The sequence below is a fragment of the Polyangium jinanense genome (assembly GCF_028435365.1).
Genome location: NZ_JAGTJJ010000002.1, coordinates 996,951 through 1,017,543, shown reverse-complemented (window position 1 = coordinate 1,017,543; position 20,593 = coordinate 996,951). Strand labels below are relative to the sequence as shown.

Here is a 20,593-nt window from a genome sequence, read left to right as displayed (position 1 = left end):
ACAACCCTATCGCTGGGTCCGCGCGAGCGCCCAGGCGACCGCGCCCTTCAAGGTCGCCCGGGTGGCGATGCCCTGCATCGGATGGCCGAGGTCGACGAGCGTCCGCGCCACCGCGGCGCGAATGCCGGAGATGACGACCTCGGCCCCGAGCAGGCCCACGGCCGAGGCCGCAGCGACGAGCGCGGACGCGACGCTCGCCGAGGCCCCCCGCACCCCCGTGATGTCGAGGATCAAGACGCGCGCGCCGCTCGACGAGACACCCGCGAGCGCCGCCGCGAGGATCTCGTCGGCGCGGCGCTCGTCGAGCACGCCGATGAGGGGCATCACGACGATCCCGTCCGCGATGGGGAGAATCGGCGCCGAGAGCTCGCGCAACCGCTCCTCTTGCGCCGTCAGCATCGCGTCGTGGATCGCCTCTTTTTCGCGCTCGGCGCGCTCGCGCTCGAGGAGCTCGCGTTCGAGCTCCGCGGTGCGCGCCCGGACCTCGTGCTCGAGGCGCTCGTTCGCGAGCCGCTGCGCCTCGTGCATGCGCTGGATGCTCGCCACGAGCAGCGCGTTCTCCACGGCGATCGCGGCCTGCGAGGAGAGGAAGGAGGCGACCGCGATGCGCGCCTCGCTGAAGACGTCGGCCGCCGCGCGGTTCTCCAGGTAGAGCACGCCCGAAAGGCGGCCGCGGTGGGCCATGGCGAGGCAGAGGAGCGAGCGCGGCCGCCTTTCAGCGAGGTACGGATCCTTGGAGAACCGATCGAACCCGCGGGAGCCGCCGAGCACCACGGGCGCACGGGTCGCCGCGACCTCGTCCACGAGCGCACGCGGAAGCTCCTCGCCGGCCGCGCGCGCGGCGTCGATGCCGACGAGCACGCGGTCGGGATCGATCGTCATGGCCGCCTCGACGTGCAGGCCCGAGCCCCGATCGAGCAGGAGCACGGCGCGCTGGGCGCCCGCGGTCTCCACGATGACACGCATCACCCGATCGAGGAGGACATCGAGGACGATCTCCTCGGCGATGGCCCGGGTCGCGCGCATGACCGCGCCGAGGTCGAACTCGCCCGAGAGCCCCGGCAAAGGCGCAGCCGAGGGGCCGACGCTGCGGCGCGGCAAGAGAAAGCCGTACCGCTCGCGGAGCATGTCGACCTTGGTGATCGCGCCCCAGCGGAGGTAGGCCTGGTAGGCCTCGCCCATGTAGGCCCGCGCGACCGTGTCGCGGCGGCGTTCGAGGTGGAAACGCGCGGCGAGCTCGTTGGCGAGCGCCTCGTCCCGCGAGACGCCGCTCTCGGCCGCCGCGCGGATCGCCTTCTCGTAGAGCGAGAGCGCCAGGGCCTCGTCCCCCGCGGCGCGCGCGCGCTCGGCCGAGACGAGGAGCCATTTGCGCTCGTAGTTCTCGGGGCAACGCGCGGCGAGGGTCGAGAGCTCGGCGAGGATCGCGTCCACCTGCGCGAGGCGTGACGCGCGCGCCGACGGGAGCGCGGTGGTGTCGAGGAGGAGCGCGAGCCCGAGCCAGACGGGCAGGTCCGTCGCGAGGAACTCGCCCTCGACGTCGGTAAGGCCCTCCGCCGCTGCGAGCGCCTCGCGCGCCGCGCTCGCCGCGTCCTCGTGCAGGAGGAACAGCTCCGCCCGGCGCGCGTGCCCGTAGAAGCGCGCCCGCGCGCCGACGGCGCCCTCGTCCGTGCCGAAGAAGCTCGCCTCGTCGAAGTCGTCGCCGTCGAGGCTCGCGGGGGCACTCGTCCGCCCGAGCAAGCTGCGCACGGCCTGCAAGGTGACACGCGCGGCCGGATCGGCCGCGGCCTCGGCGCCCGGGGCGCGGCGCGCGAGGGAGAGGCTGCGCTCGGCTTCGTCGCAGGCGCGGGCGAGGTCGTCGCCGAGCTCGAAGCGCGCGGCGAGCACCTCCGCCGCTGCACGGCAAGCCGTGGGCACGTCGCCCACGGCCGCGGCCTGGCCCACGGCGCGGTGGAAATGGAAGAGCGCGAGGCGCCGAGGCCTGCGCGCGTGCAGGATCGAGCCGGCGGTGAGATGGACGCGGCACGCGAGCGGCCCCTCGCCGAGGTCCTCCGCGAGCGCGAGGGCGAGGTCGCCGAACGCCTGGCCGGCCTCGGAGAGCCCGGGAAGGACGAACAACGCGGCGCCGTACGCCGCATAGCCGACGGCCGACGCCTCGGTGTTGCCGTGCGCCATGGATGCGCGCACCAGCGCGGCCGCGACGAGCCCCGTGGCCGAACGGCTCACGGCGCCCGCGGGCGCGAGCAGTTCGAGGAGGAGCGCCATCGTGGCCACGGCCTCGGGGCTCCGCGCGACGGGCAACGAAAGGAGCGAGGCAGGCGCGCGGCCGGCGAGCTCCGCCTCGATCGCCTGCGCCTCCCGGCCGAGCGCCGCGCGCCGCTCGGCCTCGCTGTCCGGCACGACGAACGCGAGCTCCCCGAGGTCCCGCGCGCCCACGTGGAGCGCCTCGATCGGGTGGCCGGCGGCCGTCTGGCGCGCGACCTCCAGCCGCTCGGCCTCGATCCGTTCGAGCTTCGACCGCGCCCCGCGGGCGAGCGCCGCGACGAGCGCCTCCGCGGCTCCGCTCGGCTCACGCGTGACCAGGCAGGCGCAGAGCTCGCGGGTCAGATCGAACCAGAGCGCGTGGGGCTCATCCCCGGCGAGGGCCAGAAGCCCCGCCTCGAAACAAGCGATCGCCTCGGAGAGCGCGCCGATCGCCTGGAGCCTCCGGCCCGCGAGCAGATCCCGCTCGGCGAGGGCGCGCCGCTGCCCTGCGTCGCGCATCGACGCGAGCCCTCGGTTCTGCTGGTACACCGCCGCCAGCATGTCGCGCTCGCCGTGCTCCCCGCGGGAAGCCAAGATCTCGCCGAGCCGGAGGTGCTCGTCCTGCCGCCGTGAATCGGGGATCCGCGCGTAGACGGCCTCGTGCACGCGCTCGTGGGAGAATGCGTACGGCACCTCCCACGCCTCCCCCGGGGACGGCGGCGTCGCGGAGGCGTGCGCGAAGCGATAATCGGACGAGAGCGGCAGGACGAGGCCCGCTTCGAGCGCGGGCCAGAGGTCCTGTGCGACGGCGGCCGGCTCCCGCTCGGCCACGCACGCGAGCGTGTCGAGGTCGAAGCTCGGCCCGAGACAGGCGGCGAGCTCCAGGATTCGCTGCGAGCGCGCCGGCAGCGCGGCGATCCGCTCGCTGACGAGATCCCGCGCGCCCTCGGCGCCGAGGTGGTTCCGCACGAGCTCGACGTCCCAGCGAAAGGCGCCCGCGCCCGCATCGAACCGCACGAACCCCTCGGCGTGGAGCGCGCGCAGGGCCTCACGCAACAGGAACGGGCTCCCGTGCGTCGCCGCCGCGAGCACGTCCGCGAGATCGGCGACGCGATCCTCGGGCGCGCCGAGCGCATCGCCGAGCAGCGCGCGCACGTCCGAGGGCGCGAGCGGCCCGAGCGCGATCTCGGTCACGCAAACGCCCGTTTGCCGCAGCTCGTGCAGATCAAGGAGCCGCGCCTCGTCGGACGGCGCGCTCTCTTGCCGCGACAGCACCACGCAGAGCCGCTTCGCCGAAGGATCCGCGCAGAGGACCCGCACCACGGAGATCGAGTCCGCGTCGGCCGCGCCGATGTCGTCGAGGAACAGCACGAGCGGACCTTGCCGGCTCGCCGCATCGAGCAGCGCACGCACGAGCACCGCGAGCTTCCCGCTCGACGCCGCCGCCGACATCGGCGGATGCGCCTCCCGCTCGCCGAGCGCTCCATCGAGCTCCGGGACGATCGCGAACAGCGCCGCCGAACCCGCGTCGACCGTCCGCGCGAGCTCCCGCAAGAACGCCCGCGCGTCTTCGGGCGGCCCGCCGAGGATCCGCCGCACGAGGTCCCGCAGCGCCGACGAGAGCAGCCCACACGGCGCGCGGCTCCCGACCGCGTCGGCCCTGCCCTCCGCGAAGATCCCCCCGCGCAGCGCCGCCGCGCTCTCGAGCTCGCGCACGAGCGTCGATTTGCCCACGCCCGCCGGACCCGACAGCACGATCACGCCGAGCCGCCCGGACGCGGCGCGCTCGAACGCCTGGGCCATCTGCTGCCGCTCCCGCTCCCGCCCGTAGAGCCTTTGCGGCAGCACGAGCTCTGCGCCGAGGTCGTGCTTGCCGAGCCGGAACGGCTCGATCTGGCCGTGCTCCTCCCACGCGGACGCGCACGCGGCGAGGTCTGCTTCGAGCCCCCGCGCGCGCTGGTAGCGATCGTCGGCCGATTTCGCCAGCAGCTTGACGATGATGTCCGACACCACGCGCGGCAGCTCGGGCGCGAGCACGTGCGGCGGCACGGGCGCGCGTGCGATGTGGGCGTGCGCGAGCTCGAGCGGATCTTCCATCACGAAGGGCAGCGCGCCGGTCGCGAGCTCGTACAGCGTCACGCCGAGCGCATAGAGGTCCGCGCGATGGTCCACGACCCGGTTCATCCGGCCCGTTTGCTCCGGCGCCATGTACGCGAGCGTCCCTTCGATCGCCGAGGCGGCCGCGATGCGCGCGTCTTCCCGGGGCAGCCGCGAGGCGTGGCCGAATCCGACGAGCTCCACCTCCAGCGTCCCGTCGTCGACCAGGATATTCGCGGGGCAGATGTCCTTGTGCACGAGCCCCACGAGGTGCACGCGGTCGAGCGCGCGCGCGATCGAAACGCCGAGCCGGAGCACCGCGCCGACATCTTGACGCCCTGTGCGCATCCGCGGGGCGAGCGGCCGTTTGCCCGCGTCCGAAAGCACGAGCGCCACGCCGTTGCGACATGGCGAAAGCCCGAGCGCCTCGGGCACGCAGGGCAGCGCGAGCCCGCGCATCACCAAGAATTCGTGCCGGATCCGCGCCACGTCCCGCGCGACCGGGTAATCCTCGTTCAGCGCCTCCACGAGAACCGGCGCTCCATCGACGTCCCGGTACCCGCGATAAAGCGTCGTCACTTCCCCCTCGAGGACGACCTCCGTGAGCGTGTGCCCCTCCAGCCAGAACCGCATCGGCACAGCCATCCGTCCCCTCGCGCCTCGCGTCAACCGGGCTCGCATCGACGTTGGTCCGGAACGACCTATTTGTGGTCCGAAACACGAACCATGATTTGCATTGCGGAGACAATTTCTTGGCATGCCGGCACGATGCGACCGGGTATGGTACCGCGTCGAACCTCGCCGCGTTCGCCACTATGGCCCCTGCACCTCCGCGCACGCCGCCGTCCGAAACGCCGCTCCCGCTCCTCGTATCGGCCGGGCTCCTCGTGGCGCTCCTCGGCTCGGCGCTCGCGCACCGCTCGTTTTTCCTTGCGGCTTACCTCGCGATCGTCGCGCTCGTGCCCGCCGTCCCCCGCGAGCGCCTGCGCGCGCTCGGCGTCGCCCTCGCGTGGATTGGCGTCGCCGTTTGTGTCGTCGCGATCGTCCTCGTCCCGCTCGGCGCGCGCGTCTCGGCTGTATACCTCCCGGGCTGCGCCGTGCTCCTCGTCCGCGTCGCCGCCCTCCGCGCGGCGTCCACGCAGGCGTGGGCCGTGCAAACGGTGGACTCTTCCCGCTAGCTGCTATTCTCCGCCACCATGACCCGCTTTCACGAGACGCTCATGGGCGTCTACTTCGACGACCTCGACGCCTTCCAGATCCTGCACAACGCTCGGTATCTCCTCCTCTTCGAGCGCACGATCGGCTCCTTCTGGAAGCACCTCGGGTGGGGCGGCGTCCTCGACGCCCAGAAGAACCCCGATCAGTTCCACTTCGTCCGCGCCAACAACATCGAATATCTCCGCCCCGTCGTCGGCGTCCGCGACGTGCGCGTCCGGGTCTGGATCGAGAAACTAGGGCGTTCGAGCCTCACGTTCGGCTTTCGCGTGCTGCCCACCGATCAGGACGAGGACTTCGCCCGCGGCACCCGCACCGTCGTGCGCGTCGATCCCACGACACACCGACCCGTGCCCTGGACCGACGCCTTCCGCGCCACGCTCGAGCCCTACCGCGCCGACCTCAACGCCTGAGCGCCCAGGCGATCCCCGCCCGCAGCGTCGAGCGCGTGGTGAGGCCGCCGAAGCCCTCGCCGAGGTGCACGAGCGTCTGCGCCAACTCCCCGCGGATCCCCGTGATCACCACGCGCGCCCCGAGCAGCTCGGCCGCGCGCGCCGCCCGCACGAGCGCGCCCGCGACGTCGATGTCCATGTTCCGGACCCCCGTCACGTCGAGGATCGCCGTATGCGCCCCGTACCGGTTCACGCCATCGAGCAGCGTATCCATGATCTCCTCGGCCCGCTGCGCATCGATCGCCCCCACGAGCGGCAGCGCCACGACCCCCTCGGCGAGCGGCATCAGTGGCGTCGACAGCTCCCGCAGCGCGGCCTTCTGCGCCTCGATCACCTGATCGCGCAGCAGGGCTTGCTCCTCCTCGGCGCGCCGGCGCTCCGTGATGTCCGTGCAGATCACCGCGATCGCCATCGGGTTTGCCTGCGCGTCGAGCACGGGGAACTTCAGCGCCAGGTACGAGAGCGGCCCGTCCGGCGAGGGCAAGGTCTGCTCGTACTGCATGGCGCGGCCCGTCCGGAGCGCCTCCTCGTCCTGCCGGTGGAAAAACGCGGCCACGTCGCGCGAAAAAATGTCGTAATCGGTCAATCCCGCGATTTCGGCGCGTGATTTCCCGAGGTACGCCTCGACCTGCCGATTGACGAGCAAGAACCGCCCCTGCATGTCCTTGACGAACACGTAGCTCGGCGTGTTGTCGAGCACCGCGAGCAAAAGCCGCTGGCTATCGCGCAGCGCGCGCTCCGTCGCCTGCTGATCGGTCACGTCCTCGACCTCCGACAAGACCTCCGTCGGCTGCCCCTCCGCATCGCACAGCACCGTGTGCGACCATTGCACCTGGAGGGCCCGCCCGTCGCTCGTCATGTACTGGGCCCGCATCGTCGCCGTCGGCTGCGACATCATTCGATCGGCCCATTGCCGAAGCTCCTCCGGCGTCCGCTTGTGGGTGCCCATCAGGTCCGTGATCAGCATCCCCAGCGCCTGCTGGCGCGAATAGCCGAGCAGCCGCGCTGCCTCCTCGCTCCAGCGCGTCACGAGCCCTTCGAGGTTCCAGCCGATCGTCGCCCGCCCGAGCGACCCGATGAACGCCTCGTCGAAGCTCACCTCGGCGGAAGCCGGTCTTCCCGCGGCCTTTGCTTCGAGCTCCGCGACGCGCGCGCGGAGCACCCGGACCTCTGCTTCGAGCTCCGCGATCCGCGTCGCGTCGTCCTTCATCGACCCGTGTCTCCGCTACGACGACTCTTCGTCCCGCCGCTCGCTTGCGCGCCGTCGAGCAGCTGCTCCAGCACCTCGTGCCAGCCGAGCTGATCCTTCGCCACGAGCTCGATCAGCACCCCCACCGCGCCCCGCGTCGTCACGCGCCGCCGCGGCGCCTGCACGAACACCAGCGCGTGCAGCCGCTCGAGCACCTCCTCGTCCACCGGCCGCAGCCGCCCTGCCGCCGGCAAACGCCCCCCGCGCTCGCGTGCGATCACCCACTTGGCGATCTCGACATCGTCGAGCCCCGTATCATCCCGCAGGATGTAGATATCCTCCAGCATCGACCGGTACGTCGCCGCCCAATCGACGCACACTACACGTGTCCTCGGCAGCGCGAGCGTCAGCGCCTCGACCTCGTCGGTCCGGCCGAACGGCGTGTCCGTCAGGTCGATCTCTTCGATGTGCGACATCGACCGCAACGCGGCCGGGATATTCGCGAGCGGATTTCCTTGCAGCCACAAGAATTTGAGACGCGAGAGCCAGGCGAGCGCCTCGGGCAGCACCGTGATCCCCGTGAGCGACAGATCGAGCTCCTCGAGCCCCTCCAGCGTGAAGATCACGTCCGGGGGTTTTCCGTCGCGCAGCCCCACGGGTGATCCGGCGAGAAGCAACGTCCGGAGCCCGGTGAGGCGCGCGAGCGTATCGGGCAGGCTCTCGAGCCACGTGTTTCGCAGGTCGAGCCGCGCGAGCGCGCCGAACGCCGCGACCTCCTCGGGCAACACGACGAGCGGGTTGTCGCCGAGCTCGAGCGCCTCCATCTCGTCCCACGCGTGCCCTGCGAGCGGCAGTGTGCCGATGCGGTTGCCCGACACATCGAGCGCGCGCAGCCGGAGGGCCGGAAGCATGGGCGGCAGCTCCGTGAGCCGATTTCCGCGCAGCACGAGCGCCGCGAGCGCGCCGAGCCTGCCGATCGACGCGGGCAGCCCCGAGAGCCGGTTGTCCCCGAGGTCGAGCTTCCGGAGCGCCGAAAGCGCGCCGAGATCCCCCGGCAGCGCCTCGAACCCGAGCCCCGACAGCCCGAGCTCCGCGAGGCCCGAGAGCGCGAGCACCGGCTCGGGGAACGCTTCGAGCGGGTTCTTCCCGAGCGCGAGCGCCCGGAGCGCCTTCCGGTCCGCGAGCCACCGCGGCACGGACGCGATGCGGTTCTGGGCGAGGTCGAGCGACGCGAGCGCCGGCAGATCCGCGACGAACGAGGGCACCTCGGGGAGCTTGTTGTGGCTGAGCTCGAGGACGCGCAGCTTGTCGAGCCGCCCGAGCTTGCGGGGCAGATCTTCGAGGGCGTTGCGTTCGAGCCGGAGGACTTCGAGCGACGTGAGCTCGCCGAGCCACGCGGGCACCTCCGCGAGGGCATTGCTCCCGAGATCGAGCTCGACGAGGTTCCGGAGCGCGCGGATCGCGGGCGGGACCTGTCCGAGCACGAGGCCACGCAGATCGAGCTTGCCCGTTTTTTCAGCGGTCCCGAGGCGTTCGGCCAGCATTGCGAGCATGCTAGGAAGCCCTTGCTCTGCGCGTCAACCCTTGACGCCGCGAACCGATCCTGAAATGCGTGTGTGAGGAGGCGGGCATGTTCACGGTGGTCGTCGAGGGGGCCAGGGGGAAAGAGACGCGCGACGCGTACGACAAGCCGAGCATCCTGCTCGGCCGCGGGCAGCAATGCGACGTCCTCATCGGATCGAACGGCGCCTCGCGCAAGCATGCCCGGATCGAATGGCAGGACGGCACGATCCGCATCGAGGATCTCGGCTCGACGAATGGCACGTTCGTCAATGCCGAACAGATCCAGAAGCCGCTCGACCTCGCGCCCGGCGACGTGATCGAGATCTGTGACACATGCCTGCGCATCGAGGCCGCGCCCGAGGTCTGGACCCACCCGCGAAAGGCGTCCTGGGGCAAACCGCAAAAACGACGAAAGCAGCCGAAAAAGCCCGCCCCGAACGAAAACGGCGTGCTCCTCTCCGACGCGAAAGAGGGCGATTACCTCTCCGTGCGCGCTGCCCGCGCCGACGTCCACGTCGATAGCCTCCTCTCGCGGGCCCGCCTCGTCGTCACGTTCCACAACGACCTCGGCCGCACGCTGGAAGGCGACCTCGTCTTTCCGCTCCCGCCCATGGCCGCGTTGCGCGAGCTCGTCGTCAAACTCGGCAGCCGCACGATCGAGGGCCAAATCCGCGCGCGTGGGCGGGCGCGCGCCGAGTACGAGCGCGCCGTGCAGGCCGGGCAATCGGCCGCGATCGGCGAATCCGAGGGCGAGGACCTCGCGCGATTGCGAATCGCGCCGATCGAGCCCGGCGAGGACGTCGAAGTCACGCTCACGGTCGATCAGATGCTCTTGCCGATCGCCGACGGCCACCGCCTCATCGTCCCGCTCACGTACATGCCGCGGTACGTGGAGGACGCGGCGAAAGTCACGGAGACCGAGGTCGCCGCGCTCGCTCGTCCCCGGCCGACGACGCTCGCGGCGCGGGCCCGCGTCAACGTCACGATCGAGGATGGCCCGGACGAACCCGCGAGCTTTCGCTGCACCTCGCACCCCACGCGCATCTCGCAGGCCGGCCCGCGCGCGCGGACCATCGAGGTGCACGACGCCCCGCTCGACCGCGATGTGCAGCTCGAGTTCATCAACCGGCCGCGCGGCGAAAAACCCGCCGTGTGGATCCGCCACGACGCGACGGACGGCCCCGATCAAAATGGCCCCTCGACCGCGATCGGCATTGTCCCGCCGGCGTTCGCGGACGAAGGCCCCGTCATTCCGCGCTCCGTGCTCTTCCTCGTCGATCGCTCCGGCTCGATGGGCGGCGCGCCCATGCAATCGGCCATCCGCGCCGTACGCGGCGCCTTGCGCTCGCTCGGACCCGAGGATCGCTTCAACGTCATCGCGTTCGACAACAACCTCGAAGCGCTCGCGGTCTCGCCCGTCCCCTTCGACGACGAACACCTGAAGGCCGCGGACGATTTCATCGGCCGCATCACGGCGCGTGGCGGCACCGAGGCGTCCATGGCCATTCGCGCGGCGCTCTCGGCGCGGCTCGGCACCGACGTCGCGGTTGCCTTCCCGAACCCCACGCCGCCCGACCAGACGTACCGGCTGCGGATCGTCGTCTTCATGACCGACGGCGACGTGGCGAACGCGGCGAACGTGCTCAAAACCGCCAAGGAAAAGCTCATCGACACGCGCCTGCACGTGCTCGGCATCGGCGACTCCGTCCAGCATTCGATGCTCGCCGAGCTCGCGCAACTCGGCGGCGGCACGTACATGCCCGTCGCGACGAACGAGGACCTCGAACGCGCGCTCGTGCGGCTCAAGAATGCGATCACCGCGCCCCTCTGGACGGGCATTCGTGTGCTCGTCGAGCGCGACGGCGAGCGCAAGAGCCCGAAGATGCTCGAACCCCCGAGCCCCCTCGACCTCTTCGCCGCCGAGCCGGTCCTCTTCGCGTTCCGCGGCAAGATCGAGCCGGGTGATCGCCTCGTGCTCCTCGGACAACGCGCGGACGGCGAGGAGGAGCGCGTCGCCCTCGAGCTCACCGTGCCCGCGGACGCGCGCGCCGAGGGCGCGGCCACGCTCTGGGCGCTGCTTCGCAACAAGCGGCTCACGTATCGATTCGATCCGGACGACGACGACACGCTCGAAGGCCTCGGCACCACGTTTGGCCTGGTGAACCGCAAGGTCGCGCTCGTCGGCGTGAATCCGGAAGATCGCAAGGTGACGATCGAAGGAAAGGTCCCGGTCACCCTGCCCATGCCCGCGAACGCCGCCGAGGAAGACGCCGTCATGTTCCGCTCGAACGTCTACGTGCCCCCGCCGCCTGCCATGGCCGCGCCGCCGGGCGGTGGGTTTGTCCCGCCGCCCGCGCTTGCGCGGCCCGGCGCGCCGCAGCCGCCGCCCAGGGTCCCTGCCCCCTCGCCTGCGGCGAAAGCCAGCAAATTGCCTCCGCTCGACGGCGGCAATGAACACGACGAGCGCACCCGCGTGGCCCAGGTCGTCGCACCCCCGCCGCCGCTCCGCGCCCCGGCCCCGACCCCGCGCCTCTCGGATGACGACGCAGGCCTCCGCGCGCTCCTCCTCCATCAAAAGGCCGACGGCCTCTTCGACGCCGACCTCGGCGCCACGCTCGCCGCCGTCGCGGCCCTCGTCGGCCGCGGCCATACCGCCCGCGAGGGCCTCTTCCGGGCCGAGCTCCGCCGCACCACGGTCACCCTGCGCGGCAAGCTCGCGGGATTGTCCTCCGAGGACAAACACCTCGCCCTCCTCGCCCTCCTCGCCCTCGCGCTCCTCACGATGCCCCACGGCGACCCTGCGCCCGAAGGCCTCCCGGCCCCGATCGCCGCGGCCCTCGCGGGCATCTCGCTCGCCGATCGCCCCTCCGCCGCCGGAAAGATCGGCGTCGCCCTCGGGCACTTGCCTTCTGGCTGGGCGGAAAAGCCCCTCGCCGCCGAGATAAAGCGGGTCTTCCTGTAAAACCGTTTGCCACGGAACCCGAGCGTCCGGGGCGACGTGAACCGTTCCGGAAAAATGGTAGGCTCGGGCCCATGCAAGCGGAGACCATCGTGGTGGGCGCCGGTTCGTCCGGCGCGGTCATCGCGGCCCGCGCGACCGAACGCGCGGATCGTGAGGTGCTGCTCGTCGAGGCCGGGCCCGACTATCCCCCGAGCGGGGTGCTTCCCTCGGATCTCGTGGACGGCACCCGCAACTCGATGACCGCCCACGACTGGGGTTTTTCCTATCTGCCCATGCCCGGGCACAAGCCCTTCCTGTACCCGCGCGGCAAGGTCGTCGGCGGCTCCTCCGCGGTGAACACCTGCATCGCGCTCCGCGGCCAGCCCTACGATTACGACGAATGGGCGGCGCTCGGCCTGCCCGAGTGGAGTTTTGACGGGTGCTTGCCCGCGCTGAAACGCCTCGAGGACGATCAAGACGTCCAGAATCGCTGGCACGGCCGCGGCGGCCCCATTCCGATCCGGCGCCACTCGACCGAAGAGCTCTCGCCGTTCCAGGTCGCCTTCATGGAAGCCTGCCGCGCCCTCGGCTTCCCGGCCTGCCCCGATCAAAACGACCCCGACCCGTTCGGCGTCGGCCCGCAGCCCATGAACAAGATCGGCGGCGTCCGCATGAGCGCCGCGCGTTGTTACCTCGACGACGACGTCCGCCGCCGGGAAAACCTCAAACTCCGGCCGCGGACCAGTGTGCGCCGCGTCCTCTTCCACAATGCCAAAGTCACGGGCCTCGAGGTCGAAACCGACGGCAAAATCGAAGTCCTCGCGACGAACCGGGTCATCCTCTCGGCCGGAGCGATCGCCACGCCGGGGATCCTCATTCGTTCGGGGATCGGGCCACGCGCCTTGCTCGAACGGCTCGGTGTGGACGTCGTCTCCGACCTTCCGGCCGTGGGCGCGCGCCTCTTCGATCACCCGGGCTCCCTCGCGCTCTTCGTCCCGCGAACGTACGGATTCGCCAGCATCCAGCATCCGCTCATTCAAACGGTGCTGCGTTACACCTCCGAGGGCAGCCCCTTCCCGAGCGACATGCAGCTCCAGCCGTTTTCCTTTTTCGCCTGGCCCGGCAATTACATGCCGCTCGTCGGCATCTCCTGCTGCGTCGGCAAACCCCGCGGCCACGGCCGCATCACCTGGACGAGCGCCGATCCTTCCGCCAAACCGCTCATCGAGCTCGACACGGTCACCCACCCCGACGACCGCGCCTGCGCCGTCGAGGCCATGGAGCTCGCCGGCCAGGTCGCGCGCACGAAACCCCTGCGCGACCTCGTCGTCCCTTTCTGGCCGAACGATCGCGTCCTCCGCAATCGAGCCGAAATCTCGCACTGGATCGAATGGAGCTCCGGCTCCGGGTATCACCCTTCCGGCACCGTCCCGATGGGCCCGGAAGGGGATCCCGAGGCGGCCGTCGACGGACGGGGCCACGTGCGTGGCGTCTCGGGCCTCGTCGTGGCGGACGCGAGCATCATGCCGACGATCGTCAGTACGAACACGAACGTCACGGCATTGATGATCGGCGAGCGATTCGGGGAGTGGCTGCGGGACGGGGGGCTCTGATCAGGGCTCGGGAGGGGGCTGGGGCGCGGGGAACTGGTCGTAGATGCTCGGGCTGCAGCGGCCCCACGTGGCGTTGCAGCCGGTGAACCCGAGCGTCTTGCAGTCGACCTTGTCGATCCGGCCAGCGTTGCAGACCACGACCGAATCACCCTCGCACGTCGCGTCGGCGCCGAGCGTGGGATCACACTCGCCCGCGAACCCGCAGAAGCTCGACTCGCCCGACGTTTGGCAGGTCAAACCATTCGCGAGCGTGCCGCAATCGACGGCCTGCTCGCCCCCGTTGATGCAGGCGCGCAGCTCCGGCCCGTCGCAGCCCAGGCCCGAGTCGTAGTAGATCCCGAGCCCGCTTTCCGTGCCCGACTGGCACGTCGCGCCCGTCCCGGCGCAGCCGACGCCGCCGAACTGGAGATCCTTGCAAGCGAGCCCGTAATCAGCGCACCTCGGGCCGTTCGTCTCCACTTCGTCGTCGCACACCCGGGGAACCCCGTCCTGGCAGGTCTCCACGAACGTGTCGTAGCTGCAGGCTGGCCCGGCGGTGACGCTCGTGTCGACGCACCCCTGGGTCGCGGAGCACGTGAGGCCGAGCACGCTGCAATCGCCCATGAACGCGAGCTGGTCGTCGCACCCCTTGAACACGTTGCCGGTGCACGTGGGCATGCAGGGGCCGGAGAGGTCGACCTTCAGCCCGAGGCACTCCTCCACGCCCTTGCAGCCATTGGTCTTGCTCGCGAGGCATTTCGTGTAATCGCGTACCTGGAGCTTGTTGGGGCTGCCGCCGCGCTCCGAGTACATGTCCCAGAGAATGGTCTCGATGCCGCCGTCCGGGATGCAGCTCCCCATGAGGATCGCTGCTTTCAGCGCGGCATCAGGATCCTTGGGTCCAGCCGGATCCTTCGCGGTCCCGCCGCCGCCCGCGCCGCCCGCGCCGCCGGTGCCGCCCGCGCCGCCCGAGCCGCCCGCGCCATTGGTGGCCTCGGGTCCACACGCCAGGACAAACCCGGCGAGGACCGAGGCCAAGACGATCGCATTTCGATGAAGCATGGTCCTCTTCATCCGCTCAGTTGGCGCCACCCGGATCGCAGGCGAAGAGCACGGCGATCTTGGCCGCGGCGTCGTTCTTGACCACCCCGCAGGTATCCGGGCAGAGGATGATCTTCTTCGCATCCTTGTCGATGTAGAACGACTCCGGCGCGCATGCCGCCACGTCCGCGACCTGCTTGAATTGCTTGTTCGGCGACATGTCGCCGGGCGTGTAATCGACGACCACGCTGTTCAGATCGACGGTCGTTCCCATGGGCGGATCGGGGATCGCGAAATCGCAGGAGACCTGCGCGCCCGCGACGACGCCCTCGGCGATCGCCTGGAACACCACGTCGTACGAGGTCGTGTCGCAAAGCGGGAAGCGGAGACCGCCCGTGAGCACGCTGAGGGCTTGATAGCCGGTGCCGGGGTTCGCCGCGGTCGGGCACTCGGCGGTCGTGATCGGATCGGCCGGCTCCCAGGGCTTCGTCTGCGGGTCGTTGTATGCCATCGCGACGATGCTGTAGAAGCGATAATTCCGCGCCTCCTTCGTCCCGAAATGCTCGGGCGAAAGCGCGAGCAGGGACGTGTCGAACTGCTCGGCGGCGGAGACACCGCCGGCCGCCGTGTTCCCGTCGCTGTACGACACACCTCCGAACGAGCAGCCCACGCGGTCGTCCGTGAGCTCGATGAACGTCTTGAACGAGTCCGGCCGCACCCACTCCTGCCAGCCCGTCGGGGCGCCGCCGCTCGGCTCGGCGGTGGTGAACGTCGACAGGACCTTGCAGAGCGAGTTCACGCTGTCGATTTCGGTGTTGTAATGGTAGAATTTGCCCGCGTTGTTGACGGGGGCCGCCGGAGGCGTCTCGCAGCCGCCCGCGGGGATGCCGGAAAGCGGCGCCTCGATGCAGACCGACTCGTCCGGGACCGCCTTGCCGTGCTTGGCGATCATGATGACGCGATAATCGAGCCCGCTGTTTTCGATGATCTGCGCGAAGTTCTGGTTGATGTTGTTCTGAACGCCGACGATCTCGTCGCCCATGCTGCCGGAGTTGTCGATCACGATGATGATGTCGACCGGCTTCTTCACGAGCGTCGCCTCGGAGCTCTGGCTCACGCAAGCGCTGTCCTCGGTGAGCGCGCCGTCGCCGGCCCCGGCGTCGAAGAAGTTGATGTCGCCGCCGCCGTCGCCGCCATTACCACCCTGCCCATTGCCGCCGCCGCCCTGCGACGAGCCGGACGAGTTGCCGCCCGTGTTCGCCGAACCCGAGGCCGAGTTCTCACCGCCGGAGCAGCCCACGCCGAGCGCGGCGCCGCTGAGAGAGAAAGCAGCGAACGCGCAAAGGAAGATGGTTCGTTTCGTGCGCATATTATTCCTCCGACCTCCAAGCATCGGGCAGCACGCCTCTGAATGCAAGGACTCGAAGCCCGAAGCAGCGCCACAACGACCCCGCGCCCCCCCGATCGCCCGCGTTCCGTGACACCCCCATGAAGATCGCGCGGCGCTCGCCGTCCACCCTGGCTGCGCGAAGCAACGTTCGCGGCCAGGGGTTTCTGAACCGTCCCGAATTTGGTATGGGTTCGAGAGCGGTAGCGCGCTCGGAGGAGAACATGGGCAAGCGATGGTTCGGCAGGTTGGGCGGGTCCTCGGGGTACGTCGCAGCAGCGATCCTCGGGCCGCTCGTCGCAGCGTGCGGCGGCGCGACGCCGGCCCCTCCGCCCGATCCCGCGAGCGCGAAGGCGGGCCCCGCCCCCGCCGCGAAGGCCACGAAAGCCGAAGCGACGAAGGCCCAGGCACCGAGCACCGCGCGTGTCCCGAGCCGCAGCATGCTCGACCTCCTGCGCCGCGCCGAGCTCCTGCCGAGCCCCGACGCGGCCAGCACGAAGAGCGCCCTCGCGTCGTTGCCCGAGGGCGGCAAGGGCGACGTGCGGGAGAACTACCGCGCGGTCGCGCCGGCCACCGTGATCATCCGGACGCCCACGGGCCTCGGCACCGGCGTGATCGTCGGCCCCACGGGCTGGATCCTCACGAACAACCACGTCGTCGACAGCGGCGAGCGCGAGGACTTCCGCATCAAGGTCTCGGTCGAGCTCGGCAAGCTCGACAAATCGGGCGCCATGGAGCGCACGAACAAACCGATCACGGCCTGGGTGCACAAGGCCGATCCGATGCGCGACCTCGCGATCATCAAGCTCGAAGGCAACCACAAGGACCTGCCTTTCATCCGCCCGGCCGCGAAGGATCCGGCCCCCGGCGAGCCCGTCGCGAGCCTCGGCCACGCCGGCTCGGGCCTCGTCTGGGCGATCAAGGACGGCGAGGTCGCGGCCGTCGGCAAGCTCGCCACGCACCTCTCGCAGCTCGTCTCGCTCGAGTGCAGCGGCAGCGAATCCGCGGGCGACGACGCTTGCCCCAAGCGCAAGCAGGAGATGTTCGAGGGCCTCAAGAAGGTGTTAGAACACGACAAACCCCTCATGGTCGTGCAATCCACCTGCCCGAACTGGCCGGGCGACAGCGGCGGCCCGCTCGTCAATCGGGGCAACGAGCTCGTCGGCCTGAACAGCTTCGGCTACGGCAACAGCGAGAACCGCGCGACCTTCCATGTGCACGTCTCCGAGATCCGCACGTTCCTCTCGGAGATCCCGGTCCAGCCTGCGGACGTCCTGCCCGACCCGTGGTTCGACGGCGGCGAGGAGGCGACGATCGAGGACGCGGATCTCGACGGCCGCTACGACGTCCTGCGCACCGAGGGCCGCGCGGCGATGGCGCGGTTTTACGACCTCGACCAGAGCACGATCGGCGATGGCGCGGGCAAACCCGACGTCGGCGCGCTCTACGGCAAGCGCGGGTTCGACGCGGAGGTCATCTACCTGGCAACGCGGGACGGCAGCTTCGCCTGGTACGACACCGACGACGATGGCCGTTACGACGTGGTTCTTCATGACGAACGCGGCTCGGGCCGCGTGACCCACGGCTACCGCATCGGCAAGAACGGCAAGCTCGGCAAGGACGACGCGCTCGGCTCGGGCGGCCCCATGATCCAGCCCGACCTCGTGGTGCAGAGCGCGGAACGGAATGCGCTCGCGCGGCTCGGGTCGATCACGCTCGGCGCGTCGATGGTCGAGTCGCGGGGCGGCGAGCCCGCGGAAAACCTCCCGAGCCCGCTGCTCGGCGGCGGCCGCGAGGTCGCGATCGAGGACATGGATGGCGACGGCCGCACGGACACGCTCGTCACGCGCTCGGTCTACAGCCATGGCTTCGTGTTCGACGTCGATCAGGGCACGCTCGGCGAGGTGCACAAGAACGACGCGGCGCAGGCGCTGCTCGAAAAGCAGGCGGTGGACGCCGAGGCCACGATGATCGCGCAGGGCCCGCGGCTCTGGGTCTATTACGACCGAAACGACGACGGCAAATTCGATTTCCTCACGTACACGAGCCGCGCCGGCACGGGCGTCGCGCTCGAAGCGTACCGGCTCGGCGAGGGCGGCCGGAAAGAACCCGCGCCCGAGCACGTGGGCCGCAAGATGCTGCGCCCGCGGCTGCTCGAGAATGGCACACTCGCGGCGCGTCTCGGCCGCGTGGCGGTGCGTGCCATTCCCTCGGCGACCTCGGCGATCGCCGACGACGGGCTCGACTCGTTCCCGGATCCGCTGCGGCACGGCGGCATTTATTTCAGCTTCGGCGACACCTCGCGGTGGAGCACGGGTTTCGGCCCCAAGACGGGCTGGGACAAGGCGGTCATCGTCTCGGCGGGCATGACGTCGACCTCGCTCGTCGTCGACGTGAACAAGGACAGCCCCGCCCCGGGCAAACTCTCGGCGCAGGAGGTGATCACGGGCGGCAAATTCAAGCCCGAGTTCGCGTTCTTGCACCGCGACGGCGCCGAGTGGACCTATTACGACACGGACCAGGACGGCCGCTTCGACCTCGTCCTCTTCACGGGGTCGCCCTCGACGGGTCTGGCCGAGCGCGCGTATCGCATCGACGCGAATGGCGCGGCGACGATGGATCCCTCGCTCGCCGGCGGCAAGATGGTCCGTCCTTCGGTCTTCACGAAGAAGCCGACCCAGGCGCAGTTCAAGAAGGTCGCCGGCGAGCTGTTCCAGGCCCGATCACTCGAATAGAAACCTTTCGAGGAGTTTTCCCATGGGCCCTCTCGCAGGACTCTCGCTCGTATGGGCCGCGGAAGGCGTTCGCCCCGAGATCGCGACGCTCTGGCTCGATCGAAAGGCCGCGGCGGGGCACGATTCGCTCTCGCTGCTCGTCTTTCGCGGCGAGGCGCCCTTTGCCACAGAGGGCGCCGCGCTCGAAGGCGCCACGATTGCGATTCGCTCGTTTCCGCACCTGGACGAAGCGTGGGCGCTCTATCTGCTCACGTGCAAGCGGCGCGGCGAGGCGCTCCCGCCCGCGTGGGAAGCGATGTGCCGGTATGCGGGCGACGTGCGGCAGGGGCTCTGGCCCGATCGCGTGGAGCCCGAGCACGCGGTGCAGGCGGTTTATCTCGCGCTCGCGCAGCACCATTTGCTCGAAGACCCGCCGCGGCGGGAGGCCTTCCTCGACGACGCGCTCGCATTTTGCGCGGTCGTCGGGAAAAAGCTCGCCGCGGGCGCACGGCTCTACGACGACGACCTCGTCGCGGGCGAGGCGCGCCTCGAACGGTTTGTCGCATTGCTCGCGCAGGACCACAAGCTCTACGAGGAGGACCTCGGGCGGAGCCTGGGCTTTTTCGCCGAATTGCCTGGCGCAATGAGCGGCGGCGTCGCGCGGACGCTCCCGCTGCTGTGCATTCAGCGCCCGATCGCGACGCAATTCAAGCTGTGGGCGCGAACGGATGCCCGCGCGCCGGGCGGTCGGGGATATCCGCTCCTGCTCGTCGAGCAGGACAAGAAGATGATCGTCTTGAGCGCCGATCCCGCGAGCCGCGCGAAGGTCGGGCTTCTGGCGAAGGCGCTCGGGGAGCGGGAAAACCGGGCGCGGGCGGCGCAAGGAAAAGAGGCGGCGCCGTGGTACGACGGCAAGGATCACGGCGGCACGCTCGCCGCGGCGCCGCGCGAGGGGACGGCGCTCTCGTTCGAGGAGATCGTCGAATGCCTCGAAAAGGAATTGCGGCTCCGGCCGATTCGAAAGGGAAACGGGCGCGGGCGGCTCGTCGCGGCCGGCGCGCTCGCGGCCGCGGCGCTCGCTGGCGCGATCGGGGTCGGATGGATCCTGCATAACCAGGACAAACCTACCGTGGTCGCGGACGCGCGGCCGGCGGCGGTTTCGAACGACGACACGACCGAGACAAACGTCCCCGCGAAGGAGGGTCGTCCGCGAGGTAGCAAGGGCGATCCGCTGCCCGCGGCGGAGGTGATCAGCCTCATCGCGAAGAACGACGGACCACGCTCGATCGAGCCGTACGCGCTCGTCGCGGGCGTATGCGGCTACGAGGGCGAACACGCGCTGCATTCGCCCTGCCGCGACGCGCGGGCGATGCGCGACCTGCTCATCACGAAATACGGCTACAAGCGCGAAAACATCCTGTACCTCGTCGACCAGCCCGCGCCGGGCGACAAGACGGACGGTGTTCCCACGGCCGAAGGCCTCAAGCTCGCGGTCGAAAAATTCCGCGCGCGGTTCGGCGACAAGGAGGACAGCTCGTTCCTCTTTTATTACTCGGGCCACGGCGGTTACATCAAAGGCGCGCGCCAGGATTACGGCGTCCTCCAGCCGGCGGAGTTCTTCGGCAAACTCGCGCATTTGCCGAGCTCGCACAAAGGCTGGGACATGCAGGACCTCGTGAGCGACATCCGCAAAGGCGTGCCCGCGAAGCATGTGATGCTCCTGCTCGATTGCTGCTACAGCGGCTGGGCCGTGGGCGCGAAGGGCGACGACGAGCTCGAGACGCACCTCGGTTCGTTGTGGAAAGAGCGCGCGGAGGTCGTTCTGACGGCGGGCAGCAAGGGCCAGCGGGCGTGGGAGGACGACCCGGACGAGCGGGCGTGGGCCTGGGGCGGGCATTCGGCGATGACGGCGTTCCTCCTCGAAGGGCTCGCCGTCTCGGCCGCGGGCACGGCGGCGGCCGACGCGAACCAGGATCACGTGGTGACCGACGAGGAGCTCGCGAAGTTCGTCAAGGAGCGCGTGCCCCGCTCGGTCGAGGACAAGAAGGAAGCCAAGCAGACGCCGACCCTCTTCCGCTTCGACGCGAACCTGCCGAAAAGCGGCCAATTCCTGTTCGTCCCCAAGCCCTGACGTGCATGCCCGCGAACCCGTGGTTAGGCT

General features: G+C 70.2%; 11 protein-coding genes. 6 read left to right on the top strand and 5 right to left on the bottom strand.

What is annotated here, in order from left to right; all coding sequences use genetic code 11:
* Positions 1-6 precede the first annotated feature (6 nt).
* Positions 7-4,983: an AAA family ATPase gene (locus tag KEG57_RS09085; RefSeq protein ID WP_272458371.1), complete on the bottom strand. Its 4,977-nt coding sequence runs from the start codon at positions 4,981-4,983 to the stop codon at positions 7-9.
* Positions 4,984-5,153: 170 nt separating this feature from the next.
* Here KEG57_RS09085 and KEG57_RS09080 point away from each other — a divergent pair, with 170 nt between their 5' ends.
* Both KEG57_RS09080 and KEG57_RS09075 read left to right on the top strand, forming a co-directional pair.
* The gene (locus tag KEG57_RS09080; RefSeq protein ID WP_272417677.1) at positions 5,154-5,516 is read left to right on the top strand and encodes a hypothetical protein; all 363 of its coding nucleotides are present in this window, start codon (positions 5,154-5,156) and stop codon (positions 5,514-5,516) included.
* Between the two features lie 18 nt (positions 5,517-5,534).
* Positions 5,535-5,966: an acyl-CoA thioesterase gene (locus KEG57_RS09075; protein WP_272417676.1), complete on the top strand. Its 432-nt coding sequence runs from the start codon at positions 5,535-5,537 to the stop codon at positions 5,964-5,966.
* Here KEG57_RS09075 and KEG57_RS09070 read toward each other — a convergent pair.
* A complete protein-coding gene (locus KEG57_RS09070) occupies positions 5,956-7,215 on the bottom strand; it encodes a PAS domain S-box protein (protein ID WP_272417675.1) in 1,260 nt (419 codons plus the stop codon). The two genes, KEG57_RS09075 and KEG57_RS09070, sit on opposite strands and share 11 nt — an antisense overlap.
* Positions 7,212-8,738, bottom strand: coding sequence for a leucine-rich repeat domain-containing protein (locus KEG57_RS09065; RefSeq protein ID WP_272417674.1), 1,527 nt, complete (start codon positions 8,736-8,738; stop codon positions 7,212-7,214). The genes KEG57_RS09070 and KEG57_RS09065 overlap by 4 nt, the downstream gene beginning before the upstream one ends.
* 86 nt (positions 8,739-8,824) lie before the next feature.
* Between KEG57_RS09065 and KEG57_RS09060 the strand changes: the two genes are divergently transcribed.
* Positions 8,825-11,719 carry a vWA domain-containing protein gene (locus KEG57_RS09060; protein ID WP_272417673.1) on the top strand — a complete coding sequence of 965 codons (2,895 nt, stop codon included), beginning with the start codon at positions 8,825-8,827 and terminating at the stop codon, positions 11,717-11,719.
* A 71-nt stretch (positions 11,720-11,790) separates the two neighbouring features.
* Positions 11,791-13,311 carry a GMC family oxidoreductase gene (locus KEG57_RS09055; RefSeq protein ID WP_272417672.1) on the top strand — a complete coding sequence of 507 codons (1,521 nt, stop codon included), beginning with the start codon at positions 11,791-11,793 and terminating at the stop codon, positions 13,309-13,311.
* Here the strand turns inward: KEG57_RS09055 and KEG57_RS09050 are convergent, their stop codons facing one another.
* The gene (locus KEG57_RS09050; protein ID WP_272417671.1) at positions 13,312-14,352 is read right to left on the bottom strand and encodes a hypothetical protein; all 1,041 of its coding nucleotides are present in this window, start codon (positions 14,350-14,352) and stop codon (positions 13,312-13,314) included.
* A gap of 16 nt (positions 14,353-14,368) precedes the next feature.
* Complete coding sequence (locus tag KEG57_RS09045; RefSeq protein ID WP_272417670.1) at positions 14,369-15,700, bottom strand: hypothetical protein; 1,332 nt, start codon at positions 15,698-15,700, stop codon at positions 14,369-14,371.
* 242 nt (positions 15,701-15,942) lie between these two features.
* Here KEG57_RS09045 and KEG57_RS09040 point away from each other — a divergent pair, with 242 nt between their 5' ends.
* A complete protein-coding gene (locus KEG57_RS09040) occupies positions 15,943-18,453 on the top strand; it encodes a S1 family peptidase (RefSeq protein ID WP_272417669.1) in 2,511 nt (836 codons plus the stop codon).
* Positions 18,454-18,475: 22 nt separating this feature from the next.
* The gene (locus KEG57_RS09035; RefSeq protein ID WP_272417667.1) at positions 18,476-20,563 is read left to right on the top strand and encodes a caspase family protein; all 2,088 of its coding nucleotides are present in this window, start codon (positions 18,476-18,478) and stop codon (positions 20,561-20,563) included.
* Positions 20,564-20,593 lie beyond the last annotated feature (30 nt).